The organism is Gemmatirosa kalamazoonensis (genome assembly GCF_000522985.1).
Lineage (GTDB): Bacteria > Gemmatimonadota > Gemmatimonadetes > Gemmatimonadales > Gemmatimonadaceae > Gemmatirosa > Gemmatirosa kalamazoonensis.
The window spans coordinates 702,156-719,941 of the sequence record NZ_CP007128.1 but is presented as its reverse complement, the minus strand read 5'-3'; the positions used below and the strand labels follow the sequence as shown (position 1 = coordinate 719,941).

The following is a 17,786-nucleotide window of genomic DNA, read 5'->3' as shown; positions in this document are numbered from 1 at the left end:
GCGCGCGCTGTCCGCGTTAGGCGGATCCGCGCGCAGTACCTGATCGAGCCCCACTCGACCAGGAGACCGCCATGACCCGCTGGACGCCGGACCCCACGTTCTATCCCTCGCCCGCGCTCGCCGCGGACGCGCCCGCCGAGGACCTCGCGTACGTCGCGCTGCTCGCGCCCGAAGGCAACGGGCAGCGCGACGGCATCGGCGTGGTCGACACGAACGCCGCGTCGCCGACGTTCGGGCGGCTCGTCGGCAGGGTCGACTTCCCGCACGCGGGGAACGAGCTGCACCACTTCGGCTGGAACGCATGCAGCTCGCACCTGTGCCCGTACGCGCCGAACGCGCACCTCGAGCGCCGGTATCTGGTGGTACCCGGCACGGGCTCCACGCGCATCCACGTCGTCGACACGCAGCCCGACCCGCGCCGCCCGCGGCTCGTGAAGGTCATCGAGCCCGAGGAGGTGATGCGGAAGACCGGCTACGCCGCGCCGCACACCGTGCATTGCGGGCCGGAGGGCATCTACGTGAACGCGTTAGGCGCGCCCGACGGCGACGGCCCGGGCGGCATCTTCACGCTCGACCACGAGACGTTCGAGGTGCAGGGTCGGTGGGAGGTGGAGCGGGGGCCGCAGCACCTCGCGTACGACTTCTTCTGGCACCTCGGGCACGACACGATGATCACGAGCGAGTGGGGCACGCCGAACATGGTGAAGGACGGCGTGAACCCGGAGCTGCTGCTCGCCGGCAAGTACGGGCACGCGCTGCACGTGTGGAACCTGCGCACGCGCAAGCACGAGCAGACGATCGACCTCGGCGCCGAGCAGCAGATGGTGCTCGAGCTGCGGCCGGCACACAATCCGCGACGCGCGTACGGCTTCGTCGGCGTCGTGCTGTCGCTCGCCGATCTGTCGGCGTCGGTGTTCCTCTGGTACCTCGATCGCGAGGCGCGCGGCGGGGCGGGCGAGTGGAAGGCGCGCAAGGTGATCACGATCCCGGCCGAGCCGGCGGATCCCGACGTGCTGCCGCCGCTGCTGAAGGGCTTCGGCGCCGTGCCGCCGCTCGTCACCGACATCAATCTCTCGCTCGACGATCGCTGGCTGTACGTGTCGTGCTGGGGCACCGGCGAGCTGCGGCGCTACGACGTCAGCGATCCGTTCAACCCCGTGCTCACGGGCTCCGTGCGCATCGGCGGCATCGTGGAGCGCGCGTCGCACCCGAGCGATCCGGAGCGTCCGCTGAACGGCGGTCCGCAGATGGTGGAGGTGAGCCGCGACGGCAAGCGCGTCTACCTCACGAACTCGCTCTACTCGCCGTGGGACGCGCAGTTCTATCCCGACGGCATCCGCGGCTGGATGGTGAAGCTCGACACGCGCGCCGACGGCCGTCTCGCGCTCGACCGTCGCTTCCTCGTGGAATTCGACGGGGGCGTGCGTGCGCATCAGGTGCGTCTCGCCGGAGGGGACGCGTCGTCGGACTCGTTCTGCTTCGCGTGAGCGGCGCGGCGTCGGCCGCGTGGCCGTGGGCGGCGCTCGCGCTGCTCGGCGCCGTGCACGGGCTCAACCCCGGCATGGGGTGGCTGTTCGCGGTCGCGTTGGGCATGCAGCGCGGGGAGGCGCGCGCCGTCTGGCACGCGCTGCTCCCGCTGGGGCTCGGCCACGCGCTGGCCATCGCGGCGGCGCTCGCCGTCGCGACCGCGGCGGGGCTCGTCGTGCCGCCGCACGTGCTGCGCTGGGTCGTCGCCGCGGCGCTGCTCGCGTTAGGCGTGCGGCAATTGCGGCGGCACGCGCATCCCCGCGGCGGCGGCATGCGCGTCGGCGCGCGCGATCTCGTGGCGTGGTCGTTCCTCGTCGCGACGGCGCACGGCGCGGGGCTCATGGCGCTGCCGTTCGCCGCGGGTGCGCGCGCACACGCGCATGGCGTTCACGCGCACGGCGTTCACGCGCACGTCGCGGATCCGACGTGGAGCGCGGCGGCGGCGACGCTGGTGCACGCCGCGAGCTTCCTGCTCGTGACGGGCGCGCTCGCCGTGCTCGTCTACCGGCACTCCGCGCTCGGCCTGCTGCGGCGCGCGTGGGTGAACCTCGACGTGCTGTGGGCCGCCGCGCTCGTCGTGACCGCGGCCGCGACGCTCGCGCTCTGAGGTGTCCGCGAGCGGGCTCGCGCGGCGCAGTTCTCGAGTGGCGGGACGTGCACGGTCGCGCAGCCTCCGCCGAATCTCCACGGAATCTCCGTCCCGTCTCCAAGCATCGCCGCCCGTGCGATCGCACCGTATACCACCCACCACACTCGAGGAGCCGAACATGACGAGCACCATGCATCACACGATCGCGCGGTCGCTGTACGCCGCGGCCGCCGCGCTGTCGATCGCCGCGTGCGCCGGGGACGCACCCGTCGCCCCCGCGACGAGCCGCGTGCCCGCGACGCCGCAGCTCTCGGCCGGCGTGCGCGCCGAGGCCACGGTCGCGGCGACGCTGCGCAGGGTGACGGACCGGTACCGCAACATCGAGACGGCGAAGGCCGAGGGCTTCGTGCTGCTGCACGACTGCGAGAGCCGTCCGGGCGAGGGGCCCGTCGGCACCGTGTACGTGCACGTCGGCCGCCTGCTCGACGGGAAGATCAGCGCCGAGCGGCCGGACGCGCTGATCTACGAGCCGCGGCGCGAGGGCAAGTTCACGCTCGTCGGCGTGGAGCTGGCGATCCCGTACGCGATGGCCCCGAACCAGCAGGCGCCGTCGCTGCTCGGCCACACGTTCCAGGACGAGCCGGAGTTCGGCGTGTTCGCGCTGCACGCGTGGGTGTGGCGCGACAATCCCGACGGCATGTTCGCCGAGACGAATCCGAAGGTGTCCTGCCTGAACTGAGCGCGACAACGGCATCTCGCGCCGAGGCGCGGAGCACGCGGAGAACACGACGGCTTTGGTAGCTCTCCGCGTGCTCCGCGGCTCCGCGTGACAACGCACAGCGATCGGAGGTCGACCGATGCAAGGGACACGGATGCTGGAGCGGCTCGTCGTGCTGGCGATGACCGGCGCGGCGTTAGGCGCGTGCACGGACGTCGGACCGGAGCGCGTCGTCGTGCCGGCGGCGGCCCCGCGCGCCGATCGCGCCGCGGCGCCGGACGACGTCGACGCCGTGCTGCGCGGCTATCTCGCGGCGCAGGGCTACACCGGCCGCGTCGCGCAGACGCTCGAGGCGCGGCTCGGCCGCCCGGTCGATCGACGGCTCGCGGACCTCGGCCGGCTGCTCTGGTTCGATCCCATCCATGGGCTGAACGACGACAACACCTGCGGCGGCTGCCACTCGCCGACGAACGGCTTCGGCGACACGCAGCCGATCGCGATCGGCGTCGACAACAACCGCGTCGTCGGGCCCGGCCGCATGGGGCCGCGCAACCAGCGCCGCACGCCGATGGCGATCAACACGGCGTTCTACCCGACGCTGATGTGGAACTCGCGCTTCCGCTCGCTCTCGGGCGATCCGTTCGACAACCGGCAGGGGCTCGAGTTCCCCGCGCCCGAGGGGCGGACGCTGTCGTACCTGCCGCAGCTGCTCGTCGCGCAGGCGTTCATCCCGCCCACCGAGCGCGTGGAGGCCGCGGGGTTCCACTTCCCCGGCGGCAACGCCGACATCCGCGCTGAAGTCATACGCCGTATCAACGCGACGCCGCGCTACCGCGAGCTGTTCGGCGGTGTGTTCCCCGAGGTGCGCGGCGGCGCGCCGATCGTCTACGACGAGTTCGCGCGCGCGATCGCGGAGTTCGAGTTCACGCTCGTGTTCGCGAACGCGCCGATCGACCGCTACGCGCGCGGCGAGCCGGGCGCGCTGACCGCGCAGCAGAAGCGCGGCGCGACGCTGTTCTTCGGCCGCGCCGGATGCGTGACGTGCCACGCCGTGTCGGGGCCGTCGAACGAGATGTTCAGCGACTTCCGGCAGCACGTCGCCGGGATCCCGCAGATCGCGCCGACGCGGTCGAACATGACGTTCGACGGGCCCGCCGCGAACGAGGACTTCGGGCTGGAGCAGGTGACCGGGAAGCGGGACAATCGCTACGCGTTCCGCACCTCGCCGCTGCGCAACCTGGCGCTGCAGCCGGCGTTCATGCACGACGGCGCGTTCGTGCGGCTGGAGGACGCGGTGCGGTACCACCTCGACGCGTTAGGCAGCGCCGCGGGCTACACCACGGCCGCGCTGCCGCCCGATCTGCGCGGCCCCACGGGCCCGATCGCGCCCGTGCTCACGCGCCTCGACCCGCTGCTGCGCCGTCCCGTGGCGCTGACGCCGGACGAGCTGGACGCGATGATCGCGTTCCTGCGCGACGGACTGCTCGACCCCGCGGCGCGCCCCGAGCGGCTGCGGCATCTCATCCCCGACAGGCTGCCGAGTGGGCGGACGCCGCTCAGTTTCCAGTGATGCCTCGCCTCACTCCGTGGAAAGCCACAGCCGCGCCTGCGTCTCGACGAAGCCGCACCGCGCGTAGAACGCGCGCGCACCCTCGTTGAACGACCACACGTTGAGCCGCACTTCCGTGGCGCCGGCGGCCGCGGCGGCGGTGCGCACGGCGTCCACGAGCTTCGCGCCGGCGCCGCACCCGCGACGGTGTTCCGCGACGCCCATCTGGTCGAGCGTGCACACCGTCGCGGCGTGCTTCCACGGCGACTCGGGCTCGTGCTGCACCGTGGCGGCGACGTAGCCGACGACGGCTCCATCCTCCACCGCGACCCAGAAGCGGTGGCCCGGCGTCGTCATGCGCGCCTCGATCACCGGGGGCGGGAACGTGTCCGGACCGGCCGGCTTGAAGACGGACGGCAGCGCGGCGGCGTGCAGCCGCTGCACCTCGAGCGCGATGCGCGAGATCGCGGGCGCGTCCGCGGGCACGGCGTCGCGGATCTCGATCACTCGCCGTGCCTAACGACGCGCCCGCAGCACGAAGCCGTGCTCCACGCCGTCGGGGGTCGTGAACGGGCCCACGATGTCGCCGCGGTCGTTGATGCCGCGGGCCGCGGTCCGGATCGAGCCCGGGTAGCGCACGAGCTGGAACGTGCGCCCGCGTCGCAGGAAGCCCACCGCGCTGCTGTCCGGCAGGATCGCGCGGCCGACGACGTGGCCGCGGTTGTTGATCGCGTCGGGGAGCGTCTCGACCGCGCCCGGCACGTCGAGCGGCATGAACGTGCCGCGCGACCAGAGGAAGCCGCGGTCGCGCCCGTCGGCGCGCTGCCAGTGTCCCACCACCTCGCCGAAGTCGTTGATCCCCGTCGCGAACGTGAGCGCGGCGCCGGGCGCGTCGAGCAGCACCGTCTCGCCGTTCGCGCGGCGCAGGAAGCCGTGCGTGCCGCTCGCCGTCTCGTACGCGCCGACGACGTCGCCGAGCACGTTCGCCTGGAACGCCGTCGTGCCGCGCGCGCCGCCGACGTCGACGTACGTCAGCTGCCCGCCGAACAGCACGTACCCGCGGCTCGGCGCGCCGGCGACGTGCGTGGCGCCGACGATGTGCCCGCGGTTGCTGATGCCGCGCGCGACCGTGCCCGCGGTCCCCGGGACGTCGATCGGCGTGAAGCGGCCGTCGCTGAGCAGGAAGCCGTGCGCGGCGCCGGTGCCGTCGACGTAGCGGCCCACGACGTCGCCGCGCTCGTTGATCGCGCTCGCGATCGTCGACGCCGCGCCGGGGAAGTCGATGCGATGGTAGCCGGGCGCGCGCGCGTCGTCGATCGCGGTCGCCGGTGCGCGCGTCCGCGGCGCGCACGCGACGAGCGCCGCGGCGCCGAGCATCGTGAGGGGGAGTCGCCTAACGGCGGGCACGGGCGGGCGCGCCCCTGCTCGGCGCGGCCTTGCGCGGCGTCGGCGCGACGAGGCGCCAGAACTGCGCCTCGCCGATCACCCGCACGGGCTGCCCCTGCGCGGCGAGTCGGCGCACCTCGAGCAGCTTCGATCCGCCGGCCGCGCCGGCGATCTGCTGCACGTTCGGCCGGCCGCGCACGAGCACGTCGGTCGTGTGCCCCGGCTTCGACTGCACCGTCGCGCCGGCCTCACGCGCGGCTTGCATCGCCTCGCTGCGCGGCCGGCTGAGAAAGCCGGTGAACGCGACCCGGCAGCCCGCGAGCGTCGTCACGCGTCCGAGCTTCGGCGACTCCGCGGGTCGCTGCCGCAGCGCCGCGATGAGCTCCCCCGCCGACTCGTAGCGCTTGCCGCGCACGCCGAGGCAGCGGTAGATGACCTCCTTGAGGTGATCGCTGCACGGCAGGTTGCGCACGTCCTTGCTGCGCATCGGGCTCGTCGTGTCGCCCCGCAGCAGCATCGCCGCGATCATGCCGATCTGATAGACGTCGTCGCGCTGCTGCCACCGCCGCACCTTGCCCCACGCGATCTCCGCGGGCGCGTCGAACGGGTTGAACGCGTCGGCCGTCACGCCGCGGCGGCTGAGCTGGTGCGTCGCGATGCCGAAGTCGCCGAGCTTCAGCTGCTCGTCCTTGCAGACGAAGATGTTGAACGCCGTGAGGTCGCGGTGCAGCCCGTTGCCGCGGTGCAGCGCGTCGAGCGCGCGCAGGATCCCCGCGATCTCGCGCCGCACCAGCCGCTCCGACTGCGCGCCCTTCCGCGCGAGCCACGCGCCGAGGTCCCCGTGCTCCGCGTACTCCATGGCGAGGCAGTAGCGCATCTGCGTGCCGTCGACGTGCGCGAAGCGGTCGAACACCTTCAGTGCGCGCGGCTCCCGGCCGAGCAGCTCCGCGAAGTACGCCTCGCGCAGCCACGCCGAGAAGCGGTCGCTCACCTTCACGCACACGCGCTCCGGCATCGCGCCGCGCGGCTCCGCGGTGGCGAGGTACACCTCGCCGAAACCGCCCTTGCCGATGAGCCGCTCGAGCCGGTAGCTGCGCCCGCTCTCGAAGCTGTGGACCATCGGCGCGTGCTCGGGCGGGCGGTACGGCTCGAAGCGGGGAGCGGGGGTCGCGGCGGTCTGGCGAGTCGACATGCGCGGGGGACTGTGGGGGGGCGGCTACTACATGGTGGCGCGCGGCACGGACCGTCAAGCGTCCCCGCGGTCGACCGGCTCAGGCATCGCCGAGCAATCGCGCGCCCGCGACGACGCCGAGCGCCACGGCGAGCCCCGCGACGCCGGCCCGCGCGATCGCCCGCCGCGGCACGCCGTCGCGCGCCGCGCCCACGAGCGCCCCCGACGAGAACGGCACGTACAGCAGGGCGGCGGTATACACGCCCGGCGACACGCGCCCCTGCAGCAGCGTCGGCACGATGTGGAACAGCAGCGCGTTCGCCAGCGTCGCCACCGGTACCACGAGGCTGAGCGTCGGGCGTCGCCATCCCACGCGCGCGAACGAGAGGGCGGCCGCGACGAGCGCCGCGTTCGCGACGACGAACACGCTCGTCGGCACCGCGATGCCGAGCGTCGCGCGCGCCCACGGCTGCCAGCCGGTGAGCAACTCCTCGGTCGCGTGGAGCGCGCACGAGATGGCGACGACCCACAGCGTCCACTCGTGCGTGCCGCGTCGGGTCGTCGTCACGCGGTCACGATCGGCCGCGCAGCGCCCGCGGCCGTCGCCCGCCAAGCCGGCGTCTCGCGGCCGGGACCGGCGGCAGCAGGTGCACCGGCCACTCCACCGTGAGCGTGCCGCCGATCGGCAGCGCGAGCCATCGCGCGTACATCACGTCGAGCGACGCGCCGACCGGGGTGGACGCGCCGCCGCGCCACGCGGCGAAGTGCGTGTTCACGATGCCCTCGGTCGCGAGCAGCGCGTCGTGATGTGCGCGCACGAGCCGTAGTCCGGGCTGCGTCGCGCGCCGTCCGGGCACGCTCTTGAACGACGCGCCGTTCGCGAGCAGGCCCCAGAATCCCTCGCGCAGGTCGAGCGCCGACTCGATCACGAACTGCGCGAGGTCGTGCGGCAGGTCGCGGCCGGCGGCCATGGTGGTGCCCTCGAACGCGCGGCGGCCGGGCGGCGTCGCGACCCACCAGCAGAGGCGGCCCTCGTCGCCCTTGTAGAAGTCGATCCGCATGTCCATCGCCGTCTCCGCCTAACGGTTCGGAGTTACCTGACTCGCGTCGGGATCCCGTGGCGGCGCAGCACCGCGAGCCCCGAGTCGCCGACGACGCGGAAGCCGCTGCCGAGCGTCATCACGGCCGGCGCCTGGTCCTTCGCGGGATAGTACCAGCCGCGCTGGTTCGCCTGCTCCGGCCGGAGCGCACGCACGCTCGCCGGGGCACCCGCGGTGGCCTTCCACTGCCATCCCCAGAACAGCGCGAGCTCGAGCCCGCGGCGTTCACCGCCCCGCGCCGTGCCCGGCGGCAGCACCGTCTCCGGGCCGAGCGACGCGAGCAGCTTCTGGTTCTCCTCCCAGCTCACGAGCGCGCGCCGCTCCGGCAGCAGGTTGCCGTAGACGAGCACGATCCACGGCGCCGCCCGGCGGCTCGACGTGGCGCCGATGGCGGCGAGGGCGAGCGACGCGGCGAGCATCACACGACGCAACATGGCCGACCTCCCGTGCGTTAGGCGCTGGACCCATCTCCCACCCCACAAGACGATGGCGTGCGACGGGGCGTCCCGCTACTGGGTCCGCCAGTTCTGGCGCAGTCGGCGCACACGGGTGTGTCTTTGTGGTCGCGGATCGGCCGATTCGCGGATCGGCCGATCCGACATCGAGAACTCTTGGAGGGTGGCCATGTCACGGAGCACGGTCCGGCGCGCCACGAAGCCGATCGTTCGCATCGTCGCGAGCGTCGTCGTACTGGCGGCCGCTTGCGCCCATCCCGCGCGCCGGCCCGCGCCCGAGTTCCGCGTCGTCGCGTTCTTCACCGCGAAGCAGGACCCGGCGCACATCAGCTTCGTGCACGAGGCCGTGCGCTGGTTCCCGACGATCGCGGCCTCGCACGGCTTCCGCTTCGACACGACGTCCGACTGGCGCAACCTCAACGCCGAGTTCCTCTCGCACGTCGACGTCGTGGTCTTCCTCGACACGCGCCCCGAGGACCCGGCGCAGCGCTCGGCGTTCCAGACCTACATGGAGCACGGCGGCGCGTGGATGGGCTTTCACTTCGCGGGGTTCGCGCTCACGCCGTCCGCCGTCCCGGCGAACTGGGACTGGTACCACGACACGTTCCTCGGCGCCGGCTCCTATCGCAGCAACACGTGGCGGCCGACGTCGGCGGTGCTGCGCGTCGAGGACCGCGATCACCCCGCGACACGCGACCTGCCCGCGACGTTCCGCTCCGCGCCGAACGAGTGGTACCGCTGGGAGCGCGATCTCCGCCGCAACCCCGACATCCGCGTGCTGCTCTCCATCGACCCGAGCAGCTTCCCGCTCGGCACTGGCCCGAAGCCGTCGGAGATCTGGCACGAGGGCGACTATCCCGTCGTGTGGACGAACCGGAACTACCGGATGCTCTACCTCAACGTGGGCCACAACGACATGGACTACGAGCACCGCTACTCGACGACCGAGACGCGGACGCTGTCGTACACGTTGACGAACGCGGTGCAGGACCGGCTGATCGTCGACGGGCTGCTGTGGTTGGGCGGCCGGCGATGAGGATCCGCCGGCCGCCCGCGCCTCACTTCGTGTAGACCGACGTGCTGGTCGGCGCGACGAGCGTGAGCGTGTTGCCGCTCATCGTCGCCGTCGCGGTGGTGCCCGAGTTGAAGTGGAACGTCGTCGCCGAGCCGGAGGAGCCGAACGTGCCGGCGTCGGTGAGCGTGTTCGTGGTGACCGCGCCGGCCGTCGTGGTGTTCCGACGGTTCGTCGTCACGGTGAACGTGCCGTTCGCGTTCACGACGATCCGCTCGCTCACGAGCTCGATCTTCGGGTTCGACGCCTGCACCATCATCGGCAGGCCGGAGCCGTTCACCGTCATCAGGTCGTACGTGCCGGCCAGATTCGAGAGCGTGGTGCCGGTGATGTCGCTGGAGTAGCTCGAGCCGCACGCGGCGAGCATCGTCAGCGCCATCAGGGTGGTCAGTTTCCGCATGGTGTGTCCCTCGACTTCGACGTCTACGTCGTCTGCTTTCCGCCTGGGCCCGCAGGCCGTGCGGTCGCGCAGGAGGGCATTTGCCATACCTCGCCGCCGCGCGTGCGTCGGCTGCTTCGCGCGCGCGTCGTGACGCGCCAGAGGCTGTAATGCTTCGTGTCAGCGACGATGCGCGGCGGCGAGCTTCACACGCGTCTCCGCGAGGAGCGTCGAGTCCTCGCGCGACAGCGGCCCGCGCGCGCGCAGCTCGCCGAGCACGCCCTCGGCCTCGGCGTACGACACGGCGGCGCGCGCGCGGTGCGCGCTCGCGCCGGCAGCGTCGGTCGACCGTGCGGCGAGCGTCGCGTGCACGCGGCTCGCGAACAGCAGCGCGTGCGCGAGATCGCGGCGCGCGGGCACGTTGTCGCGCTGCGATCGCAGCAGCGCGCGCGACAGCTCCGCGCTCCGGTCGAGCTGCGCGAGCGCCTCGGCGAGCGCGCCGCGCGCGGCGAGCACCTTGTGCATCGACTGCAGGCCCAACGCGAGGTCGCGCGCGCTCTGCGCGTTGCGCGGGTCGGCCGCGCGGAGCGACTCGTACAGGGCCAGCCCGCGCTCGCACCGCGCGAGCGCGCCGGTGTCGTCGCCGCCCGCGAGCTGCGCCTCGCACAGCAGCTGGTGCACGACCGCGAGATCGCGACGCGCGTCCACGCTGGCCGCGCGCTCCTTCACGAGGCCGTCGCGGATGGCGAGCGCCTGCTCCAGCTCCGCGATCGCCGCCGCGTGGCGACCGTCCGCGGCGAGCATCGCGCCGAGCCGCTCGTGCAGCAGCGCGAGCAGCCGCCGCGTGCTCCACTCGGCGAGGCTGTCCGGCGGTGCGGCGTGCATGAGCGCGAGCCCTTCGCGATACTGCGCCGTGGCGCCCGCGCGATCGCCGACGTTGGGCAGGTTCGGGTTGCCGAGGAAGTCGCCGAGCTTCACGCGGCTCATCGCGACGGCGTAGCGTGCACGCACGCGCGACGTGTCCGCCGCGGCGAGCACGCGCCACTGGTCCACCGCCGCGCGCGCGTGCGACACGCCCTGCGGCAGATCGCCACGCCACGCGTCGGCGTCGCTCATCGCCTCGTGCGCCAGCGCGAGCGTGCGGCGCGATGCCGCGTCGGTGGAGTCGGCCGCGACGAGCGACCGCGCGAGCGCGAGCGCGCGACGGAAGCTCTCGCGCGCCGCACCGAGGTCGCCGAGGTTCGCGCCGGTCGGACTGCCCTGCACGTGGCCGAGCTTCAGGTACGCCTCGGCGATCTCGCGCCGCAGCACCGGGTCGTCGCTCGTCTCGCGCTCGAGCCGCTGCAGATGCTCCAGCGCGCGGCCGGCGAGCGTGGCGCGCACCGGCAGCGTGCCGGGCAGGTCGTGAATCGCGTCGTACACGTCCGACACGAGCGCGCCGGCGAGCGCGCGCATGTCGCGGAAGCGCTCCTCGGCCACGGCCCGCTCGGCGTCCGCGCGCCGCGCCTGCACCGTGGTGGTCACCACGCCGCCGGCCAGCGCGAGCACCACGAGCACCACCGCCGCGACGGCCGCGGTGTGTCGGCGCACGAACTTCCGCGAGCGGTAGCCGAGCGAGTCGCCACGCGCGCGCACCGGCCGACCCGAGAGGTACCGATCGACGTCCTCGCGCAGCGCCTGCACCGACTGATAGCGCCGCTCCGGCTCCTTGCGCAGCGCCTGCAGCACGATCGTGTCGAGGTCGCCCGCGAGCCGACGCGCGAGCCGCGCCGGCTTCGCCACCCGCGACGGCAGCGCCGGCTCCTCGTCGCGCACGGCGAGCAGCAGCTCCGGTGTGGAGCGCGACGGCCGTCGGAACGGGCGGCTGCCGGTGAGCAGCTCGTACAGCAGCAGGCCGAGCGCGTACACGTCGCTCGCCATCGTCACCGGATCGCCGCGCACCTGCTCGGGGCTCGCGTACTCCGGCGTGAGCACGACGAGTCCCGTGCCCGTGATCCGTCCGTCCGCGTCGCTGCCCTCCTCGAGCAGCGTGGCGATGCCGAAGTCGAGCAGCTTCACCGCATCGGTCGCCGTGACGAGGATGTTCGACGGCTTGAGGTCGCGGTGCACGACGAGGTGGCGGTGCGCATACTGCACCGCGTCGCACACCTGAACGAACAGCGCGAGGCGCTGCTCGATCGTCAGGCCGCGCGCGTCGCAGTACCGATCGATCGGCTCGCCCGCCACGTACTCCATCGCGAGGTACGGCAGCCCCGCATCGGTCACGCCGACGTCGAGCAGCCGCGCGATGTTGGGGTGCTCCAACCGCGCCAGCACGCGCTGCTCGAGACGGAAGCGCCGCAGGTGGTCGGGCGACGCGAGCCAGCCGTATCGCACGAGCTTCAGCGCGACGGTCTTCGCCACGTCCTCGCGCGTCGCCTCGTAGACCACGCCCATACCGCCGGAGCCGATCTCGCGGCGGAGCACGTACGGCCCGATGCGATCGCCGATCGCCACCGCGCCGGCATCGACGCGCGTCAGCCGCGCCGAGACGCGGTCCGTGCTCGCGCCCTCGAACGACGCGAGCAGCGCCTGCACCTCGCGCAGCGCCTCGGGGTCGTCGGCGCACGCGTCGCGCAGGAACGCGGTGCGCGCGTCGGCGTCGAGGTCGAGCGCGATGTCGACGAGGTCGCGCACTCGGCGCGTCGCGTCAGGCAATCGATCGGGGGATAGGGTTGGATGCGCGGCGAGTACCCTGGGGATCCGGCGGCGATCTTGGAGGATCTCGCGACGAGTGTCAGGCTCGAGTCTCGTGCCGGAACCCTATCTCGAGATCCCTGGAGATCGCCGTCGGATCCCCATTGGTCCGCGCCTGCGTCCCGGCCAACGCTAGATCGCCGTACCACGCCCGCAAGGGTCGCGACGCGCCCGGGACGTCTCCACGTACGTATGTTGGTGGGACTGAAGAAGGACTGAAGGAGGACTGAAGAAGGACCAACAAGAATGTTGTTGTCTCCTTCTTCAGTCCCTCTTCAGTCCTTCTTCAGTCCTCCAGAAGCACGTACGTGGGGCCGGGACCCGCCACCGAGATGCCGGCGTTCGACGACCCCTGTCACATTCCGCGCGCGTCATCCGTCAACGGAGGGAAATCACGAATGGAGCGACGATGACGGACCACGACTGGCTGTCGGCGGAGTTCGAGGCGAATCGGGAGCGCCTGCGCGGCGTCGCCTACCGCCTGCTCGGCTCATTGAGCGACGCGGACGACGCGGTGCAGGAGGCGTGGCTGCGCGTGAGCCGCTCGGACACGGCGGTCGAGAACCCCGGCGGCTGGCTCACGACCGTCGTCTCGCGCGTCTGCCTCGACATGCTGCGCTCGCGCGAGTCGCGGCGCGAGCACTCGCTTGACGTCGCCGCACCGATCGCCGCGCACGACCGGCGCGCCGACCCGGAGCACGAGGCCGTGCTCGCCGACGCCGTCGGCGTCGCGCTGCTCGTCGTGCTCGATGCGCTCTCACCGGTGGAGCGCACGGTGTTCGTGCTGCACGAGATGTTCGCCGTGCCGTTCGACGACATCGCGCGCATCGTCGGCAAGACCTCGCCGGCGGCGCGGCAGATCGCGAGTCGCGCGCGGCGGCGCGTGCGCGGCTCCGTTCGCGGCGACGACGACGAAGGCGACGTCGGTGCGCAGCGCGCCGTCGTCGATGCGTTCCTCGCCGCGCTGCGCGCCGGCGACCTGGAAGCGCTGCTGCGCGTGCTCGATCCGGACTTCGTCATCCGCGCCGACGCCGCGGTGGCCGGCGCGCCGATGGAGGTGCGCGGCGCGGCCGCGTGGGCGCCGCAGGCGATGGGGTTCGCCCGATCGCTGCGCGCGGGCGGTGCGCTCGCCGCCGTGCAGCCCGCACTCGTCGACGGCGTGCCGGGGCTCGTCCTCGCGCCGCGCGGACGCCTCGTGCGCGTGCTGAAGTTCACGATCGCGCGCGACCGGGTACTCTCGGTCGACGTGATCGGCGATCCGGAGCGCCTGCGCGCGCTCGCGCTGTCCGTCCCACCCCTTCACACACCCGAGAGGTGAGCCCGATGAAGCTGAAGATCATGACGCTGTACGTCGACGACCAGGAGAAGGCGCTGCAGTTCTACACCGAGAAGCTCGGCTTCCAGAAGAAGAACGATTTCGGCAACGGCTCGTACCGCTGGCTCACCGTGTCGTCGCCCGAGGATCCGAACGGCCCGGAGCTGCACCTGGAGCTGAACGGCAGCCCGGTGGCGAGCGCGTATCAGCAGGGCCTGCGCGCGCAGGGCACGCCGGCGGCGATGTTCTTCGTGAGCGACATCGAGGGCGAGTACGATCGCCTGTCGAAGTCGGGCGTGCGCTTCACCATGCCGGTCACGAAGACGACCGGCTCGCGCATCGCGCAGCTCGACGACACGTGCGGCAATCTGATCCAGCTCACGCAGCTGGAGTGGGGCTGATCACGGTCGCCGTACCGCGCGCACCGTGCCGCTCGCCCCGCCACCGCAGAAGAACCGATCGCCGCCGTCGGACTCGAGGCCGGACACACCCACGCCGGGCGGCATCACGAGCCGCTCCACGACGTCGCCCGTGCGTGGATCGAGTCGCCGCAGATCGCTCTCGTCGCCCTCCCACGTGCCGTGCCACAGCTCTCCGTCCACCCACGTGACGCCGGTGACGAACCGGTTGGACTCGATGGTGCGCAGGATCGCGCCCGTGTCGGGATCGATCTCATGGATCTTCCGGTCGCGATACTGCCCCACCCACAGCGTGCCCTCGGCCCACGCGAGCCCCGACGCGCCGTCGCCCGGCGCGGGAATCGTGGCGAGCACGCGGCCGCTCGCCGGATCGATCTTCTGGATGCGGTCCTCGGCGAGCTGGAACAGGTGCCGGCCGTCGAACGCGGTGCCGGCGTGCGCGGCGACGTCGATCGAGCGCTGCGGCTCGCCGCTCGCCGGATCGAAGGCGTGCAAGCTCTCACCGGCGGCGAACCACACGCGCTGGCCGTCGTACGTGACGCCGTGCACGTGGTCCACTCCGGGAAACGGTCCGTACTCGCGGACGATCTGCGCGGCGGCGGTGGCTGGTCGGGTCATGCCGCCACGTTAGTCGGTCGGCAGCGGGGCAGGGAGTAACAAAGTCGTCGTGAATCCGGGCAGCGGCGGCGTGATCCACCGACGCGCGCGCCCCCGGCCGAACGACTGCGCCCGGCCGGCCGCCGCGAGCGCGTCGAGCGCGCGCTGCACGCTGCGCTGGCTCGTGCCGAGCGCGAGGCCGAGCGCGGAGCTCGACCACGACTCGCCGTCGGCGAGGAGCGCGAGCACCGTCGCGTGCTCGTGCTCCACCGGCCGCGCGAGCACCACGACCTCGCGCGCGCGCCGCGGCGTCAGCGCGAACCCGCGGCGCGTCGCGCGCACGTCGGCCATCGACCGCACCGCCGTGCGCAGACGCGCCACCTCGACGCGCAGCCGCGCGCGATGCGACTCGTCGGTGAACCGCGACCCGAACGCGCGCGCGATCAGCACGTCGCGCGGCGCGTCGTGCGGCCACGCCTCGCCGAGCGCGCGGGCGAGCGCGAACAGCACTGGACGCCGCGCGAGCGACACCGACTCGCGCTCGTCGCGCACGACGTAGCGGCACGCGTCGACGACGAGCGCCGGCGACGCGAGCAGCGCCTCCACGTCCTCGAGCCGAAGCTGCCGCTCCTCGCCGCCCGCGACGAGACGCGCGGCGGGCGTGTCGAGCACGAGCCGCGCGCTCTCCACCTCCGCCGAGAGCGCCGGGATGCGTGCATCGCGTGCCGCACGCTCGGCGCGGGCGAGGGCGGCGCGCGCGTCCGACGTGCGCAGGCGGCGCATCGCGATCCCCGCCACCAGCAGATCGTGCGACGCGCGCGACGCGGGAGGCAGCGGCAGCGGATCGACGTCGGCGAGCGCGCGCTCCGCGTCGTCGAGGCGGCCGAGCAGCAGCAGGCGTCGCACCGCGAGATGGCGCGCGTGCGCGGCGTTCACACGGTCGCCGTGCGCGTCGAGCGTCGCGCGCGCCGCGTCGAGCGCCTTCGTCGACCAGCCCAGCTCCCGCGCCGCGAACGCGACCTCCGCCTCGGCCACGACGCACCGGGCGCGCGACACGACCTCCCGCGGGCCGAACGCGCGTGCCGCGCGCCGCAGCAGCGTCTTCGCGCGCGCGAGATCGCCGAGCTGCGCCATCGCGATGCCGCGCAGCGCGAGCGCGGACGCGTCGTCGCGCAGCGCGACCCGCTTCAGCGCGCCGAGCGGATCGCCGACCGCGAGCGCGCGCGCCGCGGCCGTGATCAGCGAGTCCATGCGAATCCCGCCACACTTGTAACTCTCATCGCCTCGGCGTGCGGCGTTAGATCGGAGGCGCGACGAACGAGTCGCATCGAATGCGAGACACCAGACACGAGGGGACACGAGCGATGACGACGCACACGACCGGCACCCGCGACGAGTGGCTCACCGCACGGCTCGCGCTGCTCGACGAGGAGAAGGAGCTCACGCGCCGCAGCGACGAGCTGTCGCGCCGGCGGCAGGAGCTGCCGTGGGTGCGGATCGACAAGGAATATCGATTCGACACCGACGAGGGGAGCGCCTCGCTCGCCGATCTGTTCCGCGGGCGATCCCAGCTCCTCGTCTACCACTTCATGTTCGGCCCCGACTACACGGCCGGCTGCCCGTCGTGCTCCGCGATCGCGGACGGCTTCGACGGCTTCGCCGTGCACCTCGCGAACCACGACGTGACGCTCGGCGCGGTGTCGCGCGCGCCGCTCGCGAAGCTGCAGGCGTACAGGCAGCGGATGGGATGGCGCTTCCCGTGGGCGTCGTCGTTCGGCGGCGACTTCAACGCCGACTTCAGCGTCGGGTTCACCGCGCAGCAGCAGCGCGACGGCGGCATCGCGTACAACTATCGCAGCGAGCCGCCGATGCACGACGCGTCGCCGCGCGAGCCGCTCGCCGGCGCGACCGTGCGGGAGTGGCAGCTGCTCGGCAGCGCGCCGCCCGTCGCCCAGATCGCGGCGATGACGGGGACCGACGTCGCCACGTACACGCGCGAGCGGCCGGGCGTGAGCGCGTTCGTGCTCGAGGACGGCGTGGTGTACCACACCTACTCCGCCTACGCGCGCGGGCTCGACGCGCTGTGGGGCATGTACCAGTGGCTCGACCGCGCGCCGCGGGGACGCAACGAGCACGGCGTGTGGTGGCGTCGTCACGACGAGTACGCGCGATGACGCCGATGCCGATGCCCGCGCACGCGATGGCGGCGATGATGGCGGCGATGATGCTGCCGTCGTCGATGCTCATGCTGTGGCGGCATCATCGCGCGGGCGGCCGGCTCACGGCCGTCGTGGGCATCGGGTACTTCGCGGCCTGGTCCGCGCTCGGCGCGGCGACGGTGCCGTTGGGCATCGCGACGACGGCGATGGCGCGCGCGGTCCCGACGATGGTCGGCGTGGTCGTGGCGATCGCCGGTGCGCTGCAGCTCACGAGGTGGAAGACGCGCCGCCTCGCGTGCTGTCGACACCATGATGCGCGGCCCAGACACTTCGGCGCGGCGCTGCGACTCGGCGTGCGGCTCGGCCTGCAGTGCGCGGGCTGCTGCGCGAACCTGATGGCCGTCGTCCTGGTGCTCGGCGTCGCGGACGTGCGCGCGATGGCCGTCGCCTCGGTGGTGATCGCCGCGGAGCGGTTAGGCACGGCGGGCGAGCGGGTGGCACGCGTCACCGGCGCGGTGCTCGTCGGGCTGGGGCTGATCGTGATTCGACCTTGAGGCGGGTACGTGGGGGGATCCGACGGCGATCGGCGGGATCTCGGGATCCCCTCCATCGTC

Annotated in this window: 19 protein-coding genes; 9 read left to right on the top strand and 10 right to left on the bottom strand. The window is 73.0% G+C overall.

The window, feature by feature from the left end:
• Window positions 1-71: 71 nt before the first annotated feature.
• The 4 genes from J421_RS03105 (at window position 72) to J421_RS03090 (ending at window position 4,404) form a co-directional block, all read left to right on the top strand.
• Window positions 72-1,487, top strand: coding sequence for a selenium-binding protein SBP56-related protein (locus J421_RS03105; RefSeq protein WP_025409707.1), 1,416 nt, complete (start codon window positions 72-74; stop codon window positions 1,485-1,487).
• On the top strand, window positions 1,484-2,134 hold the full coding sequence (locus tag J421_RS03100; protein WP_025409706.1) for a hypothetical protein: 651 nt from the start codon (window positions 1,484-1,486) through the stop codon (window positions 2,132-2,134). Before J421_RS03105 ends, J421_RS03100 begins: the two co-directional genes overlap by 4 nt.
• A gap of 160 nt (window positions 2,135-2,294) precedes the next feature.
• Entirely contained in the window at window positions 2,295-2,855 is a 561-nt protein-coding gene (locus tag J421_RS03095) for a hypothetical protein (protein ID WP_025409705.1), read from the top strand.
• 118 nt (window positions 2,856-2,973) lie between these two features.
• Complete coding sequence (locus J421_RS03090; protein ID WP_201773088.1) at window positions 2,974-4,404, top strand: cytochrome-c peroxidase; 1,431 nt, start codon at window positions 2,974-2,976, stop codon at window positions 4,402-4,404.
• Window positions 4,405-4,413: 9 nt separating this feature from the next.
• Here the strand turns inward: J421_RS03090 and J421_RS03085 are convergent, their stop codons facing one another.
• The 6 genes from J421_RS03085 to J421_RS03060 all read right to left on the bottom strand — a co-directional run bounded on the left by J421_RS03085 (window position 4,414) and on the right by J421_RS03060 (window position 8,474).
• Window positions 4,414-4,890 (bottom strand): GNAT family N-acetyltransferase, encoded by a 477-nt coding sequence (locus tag J421_RS03085; RefSeq protein WP_025409703.1) that lies wholly within the window; start codon window positions 4,888-4,890, stop codon window positions 4,414-4,416.
• Between the two features lie 9 nt (window positions 4,891-4,899).
• A complete protein-coding gene (locus J421_RS03080; RefSeq protein WP_025409702.1) occupies window positions 4,900-5,760 on the bottom strand; it encodes a hypothetical protein in 861 nt (286 codons plus the stop codon).
• A gap of 16 nt (window positions 5,761-5,776) precedes the next feature.
• A complete protein-coding gene (locus tag J421_RS03075) occupies window positions 5,777-6,961 on the bottom strand; it encodes a serine/threonine protein kinase (RefSeq protein ID WP_104022185.1) in 1,185 nt (394 codons plus the stop codon).
• Between the two features lie 79 nt (window positions 6,962-7,040).
• Entirely contained in the window at window positions 7,041-7,508 is a 468-nt protein-coding gene (locus J421_RS03070) for an HXXEE domain-containing protein (RefSeq protein ID WP_158508642.1), read from the bottom strand.
• 4 nt (window positions 7,509-7,512) lie between these two features.
• Window positions 7,513-8,007, bottom strand: coding sequence for a hypothetical protein (locus J421_RS03065; RefSeq protein WP_025409699.1), 495 nt, complete (start codon window positions 8,005-8,007; stop codon window positions 7,513-7,515).
• Window positions 8,008-8,033: 26 nt separating this feature from the next.
• Window positions 8,034-8,474, bottom strand: coding sequence for a hypothetical protein (locus tag J421_RS03060; protein ID WP_148306133.1), 441 nt, complete (start codon window positions 8,472-8,474; stop codon window positions 8,034-8,036).
• Window positions 8,475-8,664: 190 nt separating this feature from the next.
• On the opposite strand from J421_RS03060, the gene J421_RS03055 reads away from it, so the two are divergent.
• Window positions 8,665-9,531, top strand: coding sequence for a ThuA domain-containing protein (locus J421_RS03055; protein WP_025409697.1), 867 nt, complete (start codon window positions 8,665-8,667; stop codon window positions 9,529-9,531).
• Between the two features lie 22 nt (window positions 9,532-9,553).
• Here J421_RS03055 and J421_RS03050 read toward each other — a convergent pair whose 3' ends face one another.
• Window positions 9,554-9,967: a hypothetical protein gene (locus J421_RS03050; protein WP_148306132.1), complete on the bottom strand. Its 414-nt coding sequence runs from the start codon at window positions 9,965-9,967 to the stop codon at window positions 9,554-9,556.
• A 159-nt stretch (window positions 9,968-10,126) separates the two neighbouring features.
• A complete protein-coding gene (locus tag J421_RS03045; RefSeq protein ID WP_148306131.1) occupies window positions 10,127-12,643 on the bottom strand; it encodes a serine/threonine-protein kinase in 2,517 nt (838 codons plus the stop codon).
• 448 nt (window positions 12,644-13,091) lie between these two features.
• Here J421_RS03045 and J421_RS03040 point away from each other — a divergent pair, with 448 nt between their 5' ends.
• Together J421_RS03040 and J421_RS03035 are read left to right on the top strand one after the other, a co-directional pair.
• Window positions 13,092-14,000, top strand: a complete 909-nt coding sequence (locus tag J421_RS03040; RefSeq protein ID WP_025409694.1) for a sigma-70 family RNA polymerase sigma factor — start codon at window positions 13,092-13,094, stop codon at window positions 13,998-14,000.
• A 5-nt stretch (window positions 14,001-14,005) separates the two neighbouring features.
• Window positions 14,006-14,398, top strand: coding sequence for a VOC family protein (locus J421_RS03035; protein WP_025409693.1), 393 nt, complete (start codon window positions 14,006-14,008; stop codon window positions 14,396-14,398).
• On the opposite strand, the gene J421_RS03030 is transcribed toward J421_RS03035, so the two are convergent.
• Both J421_RS03030 and J421_RS03025 read right to left on the bottom strand, forming a co-directional pair.
• Window positions 14,399-15,034 (bottom strand): Vgb family protein, encoded by a 636-nt coding sequence (locus J421_RS03030; protein WP_104022184.1) that lies wholly within the window; start codon window positions 15,032-15,034, stop codon window positions 14,399-14,401.
• Window positions 15,035-15,043: 9 nt separating this feature from the next.
• Window positions 15,044-16,264: a hypothetical protein gene (locus J421_RS03025; RefSeq protein ID WP_025409691.1), complete on the bottom strand. Its 1,221-nt coding sequence runs from the start codon at window positions 16,262-16,264 to the stop codon at window positions 15,044-15,046.
• Window positions 16,265-16,377: 113 nt separating this feature from the next.
• Between J421_RS03025 and J421_RS03020 the strand changes: the two genes are divergently transcribed.
• Window positions 16,378-17,187: a DUF899 domain-containing protein gene (locus J421_RS03020; protein ID WP_025409690.1), complete on the top strand. Its 810-nt coding sequence runs from the start codon at window positions 16,378-16,380 to the stop codon at window positions 17,185-17,187.
• Window positions 17,184-17,726, top strand: coding sequence for a DUF2182 domain-containing protein (locus tag J421_RS03015; RefSeq protein WP_104022183.1), 543 nt, complete (start codon window positions 17,184-17,186; stop codon window positions 17,724-17,726). Before J421_RS03020 ends, J421_RS03015 begins: the two co-directional genes overlap by 4 nt.
• The last annotated feature ends 60 nt before the right edge of the window (window positions 17,727-17,786 follow it).

Bases quoted from the DNA above. Each gene is read 5' to 3' on its own strand.
- J421_RS03105 (WP_025409707.1), top strand. From the start codon at position 72: ATGACCCGCTGGACGCCGGACCCCACGTTCTATCCCTCGCCCGCGCTC.
- J421_RS03095 (WP_025409705.1), top strand. From the start codon at position 2,295: ATGACGAGCACCATGCATCACACGATCGCGCGGTCGCTGTACGCCGCG.
- J421_RS03090 (WP_201773088.1), top strand. From the start codon at position 2,974: ATGCAAGGGACACGGATGCTGGAGCGGCTCGTCGTGCTGGCGATGACC.
- J421_RS03080 (WP_025409702.1), bottom strand. From the start codon at position 5,760: ATGCTCGGCGCCGCGGCGCTCGTCGCGTGCGCGCCGCGGACGCGCGCA.
- J421_RS03075 (WP_104022185.1), bottom strand. From the start codon at position 6,961: ATGTCGACTCGCCAGACCGCCGCGACCCCCGCTCCCCGCTTCGAGCCG.
- J421_RS03065 (WP_025409699.1), bottom strand. From the start codon at position 8,007: ATGGACATGCGGATCGACTTCTACAAGGGCGACGAGGGCCGCCTCTGC.
- J421_RS03060 (WP_148306133.1), bottom strand. From the start codon at position 8,474: ATGTTGCGTCGTGTGATGCTCGCCGCGTCGCTCGCCCTCGCCGCCATC.
- J421_RS03055 (WP_025409697.1), top strand. From the start codon at position 8,665: ATGTCACGGAGCACGGTCCGGCGCGCCACGAAGCCGATCGTTCGCATC.
- J421_RS03050 (WP_148306132.1), bottom strand. From the start codon at position 9,967: ATGCGGAAACTGACCACCCTGATGGCGCTGACGATGCTCGCCGCGTGC.
- J421_RS03040 (WP_025409694.1), top strand. From the start codon at position 13,092: ATGACGGACCACGACTGGCTGTCGGCGGAGTTCGAGGCGAATCGGGAG.
- J421_RS03035 (WP_025409693.1), top strand. From the start codon at position 14,006: ATGAAGCTGAAGATCATGACGCTGTACGTCGACGACCAGGAGAAGGCG.
- J421_RS03030 (WP_104022184.1), bottom strand. From the start codon at position 15,034: ATGACCCGACCAGCCACCGCCGCCGCGCAGATCGTCCGCGAGTACGGA.
- J421_RS03025 (WP_025409691.1), bottom strand. From the start codon at position 16,264: ATGGACTCGCTGATCACGGCCGCGGCGCGCGCGCTCGCGGTCGGCGAT.
- J421_RS03020 (WP_025409690.1), top strand. From the start codon at position 16,378: ATGACGACGCACACGACCGGCACCCGCGACGAGTGGCTCACCGCACGG.
- J421_RS03015 (WP_104022183.1), top strand. From the start codon at position 17,184: ATGACGCCGATGCCGATGCCCGCGCACGCGATGGCGGCGATGATGGCG.